11 protein-coding genes are annotated in these 10842 nt (G+C 65.9%); 5 read left to right on the top strand and 6 right to left on the bottom strand.

What is annotated here, in order from left to right:
• Positions 1-1118, top strand: a 1118-nt coding sequence (locus K675_RS0113415; RefSeq protein ID WP_017904030.1) for a serine hydrolase domain-containing protein, incomplete at its 5' end; no start/stop codon positions are given.
• A gap of 60 nt (positions 1119-1178) precedes the next feature.
• Here the strand turns inward: K675_RS0113415 and K675_RS0113410 are convergent.
• Entirely contained in the window at positions 1179-2474 is a 1296-nt protein-coding gene (locus K675_RS0113410) for an ATP-binding protein (RefSeq protein ID WP_017904029.1), read from the bottom strand.
• Complete coding sequence (locus tag K675_RS0113405) at positions 2475-3182, bottom strand: response regulator (RefSeq protein ID WP_026145163.1); 708 nt, start codon at positions 3180-3182, stop codon at positions 2475-2477. It abuts the gene before it with no gap.
• Positions 3183-3549: 367 nt separating this feature from the next.
• Between K675_RS0113405 and K675_RS0113400 the strand changes: the two genes are divergently transcribed.
• Positions 3550-3999: a GNAT family N-acetyltransferase gene (locus K675_RS0113400; protein ID WP_026145162.1), complete on the top strand. Its 450-nt coding sequence runs from the start codon at positions 3550-3552 to the stop codon at positions 3997-3999.
• A gap of 39 nt (positions 4000-4038) precedes the next feature.
• Here K675_RS0113400 and K675_RS0113395 read toward each other — a convergent pair whose 3' ends face one another.
• Positions 4039-5022, bottom strand: a complete 984-nt coding sequence (locus K675_RS0113395; RefSeq protein WP_017904026.1) for a GlxA family transcriptional regulator — start codon at positions 5020-5022, stop codon at positions 4039-4041.
• A gap of 137 nt (positions 5023-5159) precedes the next feature.
• Here K675_RS0113395 and inhA point away from each other — a divergent pair, with 137 nt between their 5' ends.
• The gene (inhA, locus tag K675_RS0113390; RefSeq protein WP_017904025.1) at positions 5160-5846 is read left to right on the top strand and encodes an isonitrile hydratase; all 687 of its coding nucleotides are present in this window, start codon (positions 5160-5162) and stop codon (positions 5844-5846) included.
• Positions 5847-5999: 153 nt separating this feature from the next.
• Positions 6000-7193, top strand: a complete 1194-nt coding sequence (gene lhgO, locus K675_RS0113385; RefSeq protein ID WP_017904024.1) for an L-2-hydroxyglutarate oxidase — start codon at positions 6000-6002, stop codon at positions 7191-7193.
• A 2-nt stretch (positions 7194-7195) separates the two neighbouring features.
• On the opposite strand, the gene K675_RS0113380 is transcribed toward lhgO, so the two are convergent.
• The 3 genes from K675_RS0113380 to K675_RS0113370 are packed head-to-tail and all read right to left on the bottom strand — an operon-like array spanning position 7196 to position 10177.
• Positions 7196-7510, bottom strand: coding sequence for an AtuA-related protein (locus K675_RS0113380; RefSeq protein ID WP_026145161.1), 315 nt, complete (start codon positions 7508-7510; stop codon positions 7196-7198).
• Positions 7511-7515: 5 nt separating this feature from the next.
• Positions 7516-8868, bottom strand: coding sequence for an acyclic terpene utilization AtuA family protein (locus tag K675_RS0113375; protein WP_017904022.1), 1353 nt, complete (start codon positions 8866-8868; stop codon positions 7516-7518).
• Positions 8869-8884: 16 nt separating this feature from the next.
• On the bottom strand, positions 8885-10177 hold the full coding sequence (locus K675_RS0113370; protein WP_017904021.1) for a CitMHS family transporter: 1293 nt from the start codon (positions 10175-10177) through the stop codon (positions 8885-8887).
• 133 nt (positions 10178-10310) lie between these two features.
• Between K675_RS0113370 and K675_RS0113365 the strand changes: the two genes are divergently transcribed.
• A partial coding sequence (locus tag K675_RS0113365; RefSeq protein ID WP_017904020.1) for a LysR family transcriptional regulator occupies positions 10311-10842 on the top strand: 532 nt, incomplete at its 3' end.

The following is a 10842-nucleotide window of genomic DNA, read 5'->3' as shown; positions in this document are numbered from 1 at the left end:
TCCTGCCGTTTCGCGCCCAGGGCTACCGGAACGGCTCGCCGCAACCCGACAGCGCGGTTCGCGACCTGTCCGCCGGAGGCCTGTGGAGCAGTCCGCGGGACCTGAGCCACTATGTGCAGATGCTGTTCGCCGAGGGCACCTACAAGGGCCGGCGGATCATGGCGGCGCAATCGGTGCGGGAAATGTTCCGCCAGCAGAACCGTGGCAACGTGCTGGACTTCGACTGCCCGATGGGCCTGGGCTGGTTCCTCGCGCCGTGCGGCGACGAGATGATCAGCCCGGGGATACGAACCTTCCAGCACAGCGGTGCCAGTGACGACTTCGTCTCGCAGATCAGCCTGCTGCCGGACCAGAAGCTGGCAGTGATCATCATGGCCAACTCCGACACCAGCGCCGACCTGGTCGCCTCGCTGACCACCCGCTCGCTGCGCATGATGCTCCAGGCCAGCGCCGGAGACGCCGCCTGCACCGAAGACTGCGAAGAAAACGCAGACGTCATCGACAGCCACCGCAGCGTGCCCAATGCCCTCGACCGACAACGCCTGGCCGGGTTCTACGCCACCTATGCCGGCGTGCTGCGCATTCGCGACGAGAACCAGCGCCTCTATGCCGACCTGGGCGGCGAACGCTTCGAACTGCTGCGTGATGAACAGGGCTGGCTGCGTGCCGAGCAAAAGCGCCTGGGCTTCTGGCCGGTGGACCTCGGCGAGCTGGGCCGGCTGCAACTGGACCTGACCACGGTACAAGGCCAGCAGATCCTCATCGCCCGCAGCCACGGGCAACGGGTGCCGCTGGGCGAACGGATCGAACCGGTGCCGCTGCCCAGGGGCTGGCTGAAGACCGTCGGTGACTACCAGGTGATCAATTCCGACGAACCCCAGACCGCCTTGAGTGGCGTGAGCATCCGCATCGAGGAGGGGTTCCTGCTGATTCGTGGGCGAATCGAGGAAGAGGAGTTGACGGAATTCATCCTCCTGCCGGTCGACAATGCCCATGCGATCATCGCCGGCAACGGGCTCGGCCTGGGTGACACGATCAGCCGCCAGGTGCTGGGCATCACCGCGCTGGGCTATCGTTTCAAGCGCGCCGGGGCGACGCCCTCCAGCCTGATCTTCTAACCTGCTGCGAAACCGTGCAGGCGCCCGCGACCCCGTGGGCGCCCCATACGCCTGGCGGTGTCATGAAGAGGCTTCGGCATGGGCCCAGGTCATGCGGAACGACGCGCCGCCCCACTGCGAATCCCGGACCTCGACATGCCCGCCGTGCCACTGGGAAACCCGCCGCACCAGCGCCAGCCCGAGGCCGAAGCCCCCGGTGCGACGATCACGGCTGGCATCCAGGCGCAGGAACGGTTCGAAGATCTTCAGACGCCCCTCCGGCGGTACACCGGGACCATCGTCACAAACCATCACCTGGTAATCGTCGCCCAGGCGCGTCAGCGACACCTGCACCCGCCCCTGCGCATAGCGGATCGCATTGCGCAGCAGATTGATCACCGCCCGGGCCATGAAGCGTGGCTCGATGCACACGGTTTCGACTTCACAGGCCAGGATCGTCAGTTGCACACCCGCGGCCTCCGCCTCCAGGGCCACGCTGGCCACCACGCTGTCGAGCCAGCTCTGAGCCTGGATGAGCTGCCGCCGGCTCTCCCCCGCGCCGTGCTCCAGGCTGGCGTAGGTCAGCAGCTCCGAGACCATGTCTTCCAGCTCGCCAAGGTCGGCATACATGTCGCCGATCAATTCGCCGCTGAATTGCGGGTCGACATGCTGGCGCAACTGGTCCAGCTCGAACGACAACCGCGCGATCGGTGTGCGCAGCTCGTGGGACACCGCATTGGTCAACTCACGCTGGTTGGCGATCAAGCCCTCGATGCGCGCCGCCATCTGGTTGAAATGCTCGGCCAGCTCAAAGATGTTCGAACGCCGTGGCAGGTGAAGCCGGGCGCCCAGGTCGTTGTTGCCGAAGCGCTGCGCGGCCAGGCGCAAGCGCTCCAGGTCGCGCCAGTGCGGACGGACCCAGAAGAACAGCGTGATGCCCACCATCAGGCCGAGCAGGATGTAGGCCGCGATGGTGTACGGCACCGTCAGGCTGGGTTCGGGCGGCAAATTGATCATCAGCAGTTGCGGACCGTCGTCGATCCGCGAGATGAACTCGGTGAACTCATCACGCACCACCAGTTGATTGGAGGCCAGCAGCGCCTGTTCCCGAGGGCTGAGATTCAGCGTATCGGTCTGCACCAGGCTCAGGGTCAAACCATAGTGCGGCTTCCACTCCAGCAGTTGCCGCTCCCGACCGGCCCGATCCAACGGGCGCAGGTCCTTGACCAGAGCATAGGCCTGGCCACGCACCGACTCGCGGTTGAGCGCCTCGGTCGGGCCATCCAGCAGTTCGGTGAACATGTAGTCGACGGCATAGATGGCAGCGCCGAAGCCCAGAGCCAACAGGAAGTAAAGACGCAGAAACAGACGCAGCATCTACAGCTCCCAGCCAAACGGATTGAGCAGGTAACCCTTGCCCCAGACGGTCTTGATGCACACCGGCTCGCGGGGATTGTCATGCAACTTGCCGCGCAGCTTGCTGACGTAGACATCGACGCTGCGGTTCAGGCCGTCGAAGGCGATGCCGCGTAGCCGGTTGAGGATGTCGTCACGCGACAGCGTTTCCCCCGCGGCATTGGCCAGCAGCCAGAGCAGTTCGAACTCCATGGTGGTCAGCTCGATCACCTCGTCCGCCAGGCGCACCTCGCGGCAGTTGCGATCGATACTCAGGCGGCCGAACTGCAGCGTGCCGCGCGCCAGCGGGTCCGGCACCTGGCGCCGCAGCAGGGCACGCAGTCGGGCCAGCAGCACCGGCGGCTTGATCGGTTTGATCACATAGTCGTCGGCACCGGACTCCAGGCCGAGGATATGATCGAGGTCATCTTCCCGGGCCGTCAGGATCACGATCGGCGTGTCGGCGATCGTGCGGATATCGCGACAGACCTGCAGGCCACTCTGCCCCGGCAGCATCAGGTCGAGCACGACGATCCGCGGCTGCAACTCCTGGAAAGCCGCCAGGGCCACATCGCCGCGATTGACCGTATGCACCTCGAAACCGTGCTGGGAAAGAAACTGCGCGACCAGCGCGGCAAGCTTGAGGTCATCTTCGACAAGCAAGACTTTGCTCAATGGCGAACATTCCATGAATGACAATCTGTAGATATATAAAGTGTGCGCATTATAAGCGCGCCATTGCGAATAAACTCCAGTTCCCCTGCAAATAAATCGATCATTTAAAATATCGCCATACAAACTTTTACAATCTATAAACTTTTTAACATTTGCCCGCTACTTTACAAGTAACGCCTTGAAGCGCAGCGTTCTCGTCAGCACTTGCCCTGGGCACGAAAAATTGCTGAAATGCGCCCTCCTTCAATCCGGCCAACCCTGTTGCCGTGTCGTTCAGGCGTTGATTCGCGAGACGTCCGGCCCTGAGGCGCCAACTCGGCCAGTCGATGCCAGCCCTTGCAGGCGCAGCGACTATCAGTCCCCTGTTTTCGATTGAAAGACCATGACTATTCGACAAAGAGTCCCTTCCGACAACCTTGCCCTGAGCGAACTCTGGTTGCGTTCAGTGCGAGCCACCCACACTTTTCTCGACGACAGCGATATACAGGCGTTGTATCCGCAAGTGCGCGACCTGTACTTGCCGGCCGTGCAAATCTGGGTCGAAGAAAGCCCCGACCGCAGCCTGGCCGGTTTTATCGGCATCGACGGCGACAAGGTCGAAATGCTGTTCATCGAACCCGACCGGCGTGGCCAGGGTACCGGCACCCGCCTGCTCGATTTCGTGCGCCAGCGTTGCGGCCCGCTGAGCGTCGACGTCAACGAGCAGAACCCCGCGGCCCATGGTTTCTACCGACACTATGGCTTTCGCGATATCGGGCGCTCGGAGACCGACGGCCAAGGGCGTCCGTTCCCTCTGATCCACATGGCTCTCGAGCCATGGGCAAACACCTGAAGGCCCTGACCGCTGCCGCGTTGTGCGCGGCAGCGGTCATCAGGCCGGTTGCGGGCGTAGCGAAAATCGCTCGCGATAGGCCTGGGGCGTCACGCCCACGGCGCGCAGGAAACTGCGGCGCAGGGTCTCCTCGCTGCCGAACCCGCAACGGGCGGCAATCCGCTTGATCGGCGTGGCGGTATCGCTGAGCAGCCGACGGGCACTTTCCACCCGGATATGCTCGACCGCACGGGCCGGTGTCTGACCGGTCTGCGCCCGATAGTGGCGAACAAAACTGCGCTCACTCATCCCCGCCTGTTGCGCCAGCACCGGGATCGACAGATCCAGCGCCAGGTGCTCGGCAATCCACGCATGCAGATCGCCGAAACGGCTGGTACTCTTTTGCAGCGACAGCGTGGCGCTGAACTGCGATTGCCCGCCCGGGCGCTTAAGAAACACCACCAGGTGCCGGGCGACCTCCAGGGCCATCGGCCGGCCGAGGTCCTGCTCCACCAGCGCCAGGGACAGGTCGATGCCGGCGGTCACGCCCGCCGAGGTCCAGACCGGCCCGTCATTGATGAAAATCGGATTGGGTTCGACCTGCAATTGCGGATAACGCTCGGCCAACTGCTCACAGCGGGTCCAGTGGGTCGCCACTCGCCGCCCGTCCAGCCAACCGCTGGCCGCCAACAGGAACGCGCCGGTGCACACCGATGCCACCCGCCGCGCGCAGGCCGCCTGCTGGCGGACCCAGGCCACCAGTTGCTCGTCCTCGCTGGCCGCATAGGTGCCCCAGCCGCCGGCGACGATCAGGCTGTCGCAGGGCGTTCCCGGCGCGGGCAACGGCTCGGACACCAGGGCCAGGCCGGCCGAACTCATCACCGGCCCCGCCTGGTCGGCGATCACCCGGGGCGCATAGGGCGGCGGCAGGCCCTGGGAACGGGCCAGGTCATTGGCCGAGGCGAAGACCTGCAGCGGCCCGGTGACGTCGAGCAATTGCACGTTGGGAAAAGCCAGGATCTCGATGCGACGGGGCGTATTCATGGCGATTGGCGTAAAAGGTGGGCTGTCTGGCGTACTCGCCAGATCCTACGAAACTAGAGTGAAAGCGTCTACAGACAGCGGAGCCATCTCCCACGAGCGCTCCGCTACGCCCATTGCCCTGCAAGGAGCTTAAGCCCATGACGCTGCACATCGGTTTTCTGCTGTTCCCCAACGTCCAGCAACTGGACCTGACCGGCCCCTATGACGTCTTCGCCTCGCTGCCAGGGGTCAAGCTGCACCTGGTCTGGAAAGACCTGGAGCCGGTGAAGTCGAGCACCGGCCTGGTCTTCACCCCGACCACCCGCTTCGACGACTGCCCGCCGCTGGATGTGATCTGCGTTCCCGGAGGCGCGGGGGTTGGAGCACTGATGGAAGATCTCGAAACCCTGGGTTTCCTCGGGGAACAGGCGGCGCAGGCACGCTATGTCACCTCGGTCTGCACCGGCTCGCTGGTGCTGGGCGCCGCCGGTCTGCTGCGCGGCCGCAAGGCCACCACCCACTGGGCCTACCACGACATGCTGAGCACCCTCGGGGCGATCGCCGTGAACGATCGCGTGGTACGCGACGGCAACCTGCTGACCGGCGGCGGCATCACTGCCGGGATCGACTTCGCCCTGACCCTGGCCAGCGAACTGGTCGGCGCCGACGAGGCCCAGGTGATCCAGTTACAACTGGAATACGCCCCTGCGCCACCGTTCAACGCCGGCAGCCCGGACACCGCGCCTCAGGCGGTGCTCGATGCCGCCCGGCAGCGGGTGGTGGAGTCACGTCGTGCGCGCGGCGAAATCACCGCCCGTGCGGCCGAGCGCCTGGGCCTGCGCTGATCACTTGGGCTGACATCCTCCCCCATGGGGTTGAGTCAGCCTTGCCTGCGAAGACGGCACTGAGCCTTGCCCCCATCCGCAGGATTTCCCACAACCGGCTTTTCTCTGGCAACCTGCCGACCGGACACACACGCGCCAGGGAAAACCCAAACCATGATCCACGACTTCTGCATCATCGGCGGCGGTATCGTCGGCCTCGCCACCGCCATGGCACTGCTCGAGCGCCAACCCGGCGCCAGTCTGGTTATCCTGGAGAAAGAGGCCAGCCTCGCCCGCCACCAGACCGGGCACAACAGCGGCGTCATCCATGCCGGGATCTACTACGCGCCGGGCAGCCTCAAGGCCTACCTGTGCAAGCGCGGCGCCCAGGCCACCAAGGACTTCTGTCGTGAACACGGCATTGCCTACGAGGTCTGCGGCAAGATGCTGGTGGCCTCCACCGCGCTGGAGATGCAGCGGATGAACGCGCTGTACGAGCGCTCGCAGCTCAACGGCCTGAAGGTCGAACGCCTGGATGCCGATGAGCTGCGTCGCCGCGAACCGAACATCGTCGGCCTCGGCGCGCTGTTTCTCGATGCCACGGGGATCGTCGACTACCGCCAGGTCTGCGAGGCGATGGCCCGGGTGATCAGCGCCAACGGCGGCGAAATCCGCCTGGAGCAGACCGTCACCGCCATCCGGGAGAACACCGACAGCGTCACCGTCAGCACCGAAGCGGGCGTCTGGCAGGCCCGTCGACTGGTGGCCTGCGCCGGCCTGCAATCCGATCGCCTGGCGACCCTGGCCGGCGTGCCCATCGACCACCAGATCGTTCCGTTTCGCGGCGAGTACTTCCGCCTGTCGGCGTCGAAAAACGATATCGTCAACCACCTGATCTACCCGATCCCCGACCCCGAGCTGCCATTCCTCGGCGTGCACCTGACCCGCATGATCGACGGCAGCGTCACCGTCGGCCCGAACGCGGTGCTGGGACTGGGCCGGGAGAACTACCGCAAGTTCTCGGTCAACTGGCGGGATGTCGCGCAATACGCGCGCTTCCCCGGTTTCTGGAAAACCATCGGGCAGAACTGGCGCTCCGGCACCCGGGAGTTGAAGAACTCCCTGAGCAAGCGCGGCTACCTGGAGCTGTGTCGCAAGTACTGCCCGTCGCTGGAGGTCGAAGACCTGCTGCCCTGCGAGGCCGGCATCCGCGCCCAGGCGGTCATGCGCGATGGCAGCCTGGTGCATGATTTCCTGTTCGCCGAAACCGCGCGCATGGTCCACGTCTGCAACGCGCCCTCACCGGCCGCCACCTCGGCGATGCCGATCGGCGAGATGATCGCCGAGCGGCTCCTCGGGCCGCGCTGACCCTACTCCTCCAGCGGCATGTCCAGCAGCGCCGAGCCCAGGCTCTTGCCATGGGCGTCCAGCGCCAAGGAGCGGGTCACGCCGCCACGCAGAATGCCCGGCAGCACGAAGTTCAGCGCCTGCACGCCGGGCAACTCGTAGCGCCGCACCGGTGCGGCATCCGGGTCGCGCAGCTCGGCGAACCAGGCCGCGACCCGCTCCGCGGTCAGCCACTGGCGCAGCCGCGGATAGTCCTCGGCGCGATAGGCGATCACCGAGATGTTCGAGGTGTCGCCCTTGTCACCCGTGCGCGAATGGGCCAGGACCCGCAAATTCAAGCCACTCATTGCCGATCCTCCAGATGCACCCGGGCAACCAGGCGTTCGCGCGGCAACAGCAACGAGGCGACCGCCACCACCTGCCGCACGCTCTTGCTGGCACCACCGCCACCCGACGGGCCGTTGGTGTACAGGGTTTCCACTTCATTGCCGACACGCACCGCATCGTCCCGCCGGGCACAACGGGCGGCCACGCGCAGACGGACCTCCCACGGCTCACCCGCCGCGCGCTCACCCAACCGTTCGCCATGCAGCGAGTCGACGCCCATCAGTTCGGCCCGCACCTCGTCCATCTCGACCCCGGTGATCCGCAAGCGCTCCAGCACCACTTCGCGCGCCAGTCGCGCCCGGGCCAGGGCCCCGGGGCCGCCGTAAGACATCTGCCCCTCGCCGATCCAGCCGTCCAGATAGCCGACCGAGACCTTCAGCGACTGCGGACGCGGCAACCCGCTGGCACCCTGCACCTGTACCCGGTCCGGGCCCTGCTCGACAAAACTCACCTGGGAAAAATCGGCGGTGACATCCGGGGTCAGATAGGCCGCCGGGTCATGCACTTCATAGATCAGTTGCTCGGCGCAGGTCGCCCGGTCCACCCGCCCGCCGCTGCCGGCGACCTTGGTGATGATCGCCTCGCCCTGCGCGTCGACCTCGGCCAGCGGAAAGCCCAGACAGGCGAGATCCGGCACGTCCTTCACTCCCGGGTCGGCAAAGTAGCCGCCGGTGATCTGCCCGGCGCATTCGAGCAGGTGACCGATCAGCGTGCCGCGCCCGAGGCGCCGCCAATCGTCCGCCGCCCAGCCGAACTCGAACACCTGCGGGGCCAGGAACAGCGACGGGTCGGCGACGCGGCCGGTGATCACTACATCGGCATCCGCCACCAGCGCCTGGACGATGCCTTCGGCGCCCATATAGGCATTGGCCGACACCAGCCGCTCACCCAGTTGTGCCACCTGCCGGCCGTTGTCGAGCAACCGCTCGGGCTCGGCCTGCAGCACCGCCAGCACATCGTCGCCGGTGACCGCTGCCACCTTCAGGCCCGACAGGCCCAGTTCGACGGCGATCCGCCGAACTTCCCGGGCCGCCGCCAGCGGGTTGGCCGCGCCCATGTTGGTGATGACCCGCAGCCGCCGCGCATTGCCGGCCACATACGGCAGCACCCGCTGCATGCGCTCGCGCAACAACGGATCGTAGCCGGCCTCGGGGTCGCTCAGCCGCGCCTGCTGGGCCAGCGCAATGGTGCGCTCGGCCAGGCACTCGAACACCAGGTAGTCCAGCTCGCCCTGGGCCGCCAGTTCCACGGCCGGCTCGATGCGGTCGCCGGAGTAACCGGCACCGGAACCGATACGCAAGGTTTTCATTGCAAAGCCCTTCATTTCAAAAGACGCCCAGAAGCAACGCCGTCAGGGTCATCAGCACCGAGGCGGCAAACAGGAATGGAATGGTGAAACGCTGGTGATCGGCCAGTTCGATCTTGCACAGACCCACCAGCAGGAAGGTCGCCGGGGTCAGCGGGCTGACCGGGAAGCCGGTGGTGTGCACCCCGAGCAAGGAGGCCTGGGCCACTCGCAGCGGTTCGACGCCCAGGGCCTTGCCGACCTCGGCGATCACCGGCATCACGCCGAAGTAGAACGAATCCGGGTCGAACAGCAGGCTCAGCGGCATCGACAGCAGCCCGACCACCGTCGGGATCAGCTTGCCGTGCCCGGCCGGAATCTGCGCCACCGCCACCTCGGCCATGGCCTTGAGCATGCCGGTGCCCTGCATGATGCCAGTGAACACCCCGGCCGCCAGGAGGATACTGGCCATGGTCAGCGCCGTCCTGGCGTGGGCGTCGATCCGCTCGCGCTGGGCATCGACATTCGGGTAGTTCAGGCAAAGGGCGACCACGGTGCCGAGCATGAACATCACCACCGGGTCGACCCAGCCGGCGATCATCACCACCATCACCAATACGGTCAGCAGCAGGTTGGCCCAGAACAGCCGCGGACGGCGCAGGCGTTCTTCATCGGCGCTGATCACCCGGGTCGGCGCGCTACCCACGGCGGCACCGGCACCGAGGCCCAGACGGCGCTCCTCGCGCCGGCCCAACCACCAGGCGCTGGCGAATACGAACAGCAGGCCGACGATCTGCACCGGGATCAGCGGCTGGAACAGGTCCGCCACCGGTACGTGCAAGGCCGCCGACGAGCGCAGCACCGGCCCGGTCCACGGCAGGAAATTGACCCCGGCGGCCATCGCCGCGACACAGGCCAGGATCCGCCGATCGATGCCCAGGCGGGTGTACAGCGGCAGCATCGCCGGTACCGTGACCAGGAAGGTCACCGCGCCGGAACCGTCCAGGTGCACCAGCAGCGCCAGCAGGGCGGTACCGACGACGATCCGGCTGGGCCGGGTGCCGACGGTGCGCAGGATACGGTCGATGATCGGGTCGAGCATGCCGGCATCGGTCATCACGCCGAAGAACAGGATGGCGAAGACGAACATCCCCACCACCGGGGCGACGTTCTTGATACCGGTGATGATGAAGGCGCTGGTCTGCAGACCGAAGCCGCCGAGCAACGCGGCGATGATCGGCAGGGCGATCAGGGCGACCAGGGGCGAGAGACGCTTGCTCATGACAGCCGCGAGCAGACAGAGAATGGTGACGACACCCAGCGTGGCAAGCATGGGAAGACTCCAGTGAGCCGCCTCGTCAGGTCAGCAACCCGAGAGCGGACGGTTATTGTTTTCCCTGGAGTATTGGAATGCGGGTAAGCTTTGTAAATTGGAATGTTCACCGCCTTGCATTCGGAAAAACAGAATGAAGAACGCCATCCAGCATATCCGCGCCTTCCTCACCGTTGCCCGCACCGGCAGCTTCACCCGGGCGGCGGATGAGTTGCACCTGTCACCCTCGGCCCTGACCGTGCAAGTGCAGCAACTGGAAGACTGGCTCGGCCTCGCGCTGCTCGAGCGCAGCCCGCGCCAGGTCAGCCTGACCGGCGCCGGGCAGCAGGCCCGCGGCCCCATGGAAAAGCTGCTGCTGGACCTGGACAACATCGTCAGCGGCTCCCGCGACCTGGCCAACCTGCAACGCGGGGTGGTGACCATCGCCGCCCTGCCGTCGATCTGCTCCGGTGCCCTGCCCCCGGTGCTGCGGGCCTTTCGCGAAGCCTATCCGGGCATTGAAGTGCGCCTGCGCGACGTGGTCGCCCAGCGCATCGATACCCTGGTGCGGGACAACGAGGTGGATTTCGGTCTCGGCGTACGGGCGCGGCTCAGCCATGGCCTGGACTTCGAGGTGGTGATGGTCGACCGGCTCTGCCTGTTCGTCCCCGAACGGCATCCGCTGG

Source organism: Pseudomonas fuscovaginae SE-1, from assembly GCF_000364705.1.
Classification (GTDB): Bacteria; Pseudomonadota; Gammaproteobacteria; order Pseudomonadales; family Pseudomonadaceae; genus Aquipseudomonas; species Aquipseudomonas fuscovaginae_A.
The sequence above is the reverse complement of the archived record's forward strand: the minus strand, read 5'-3'. Positions and strand labels throughout refer to the sequence as shown.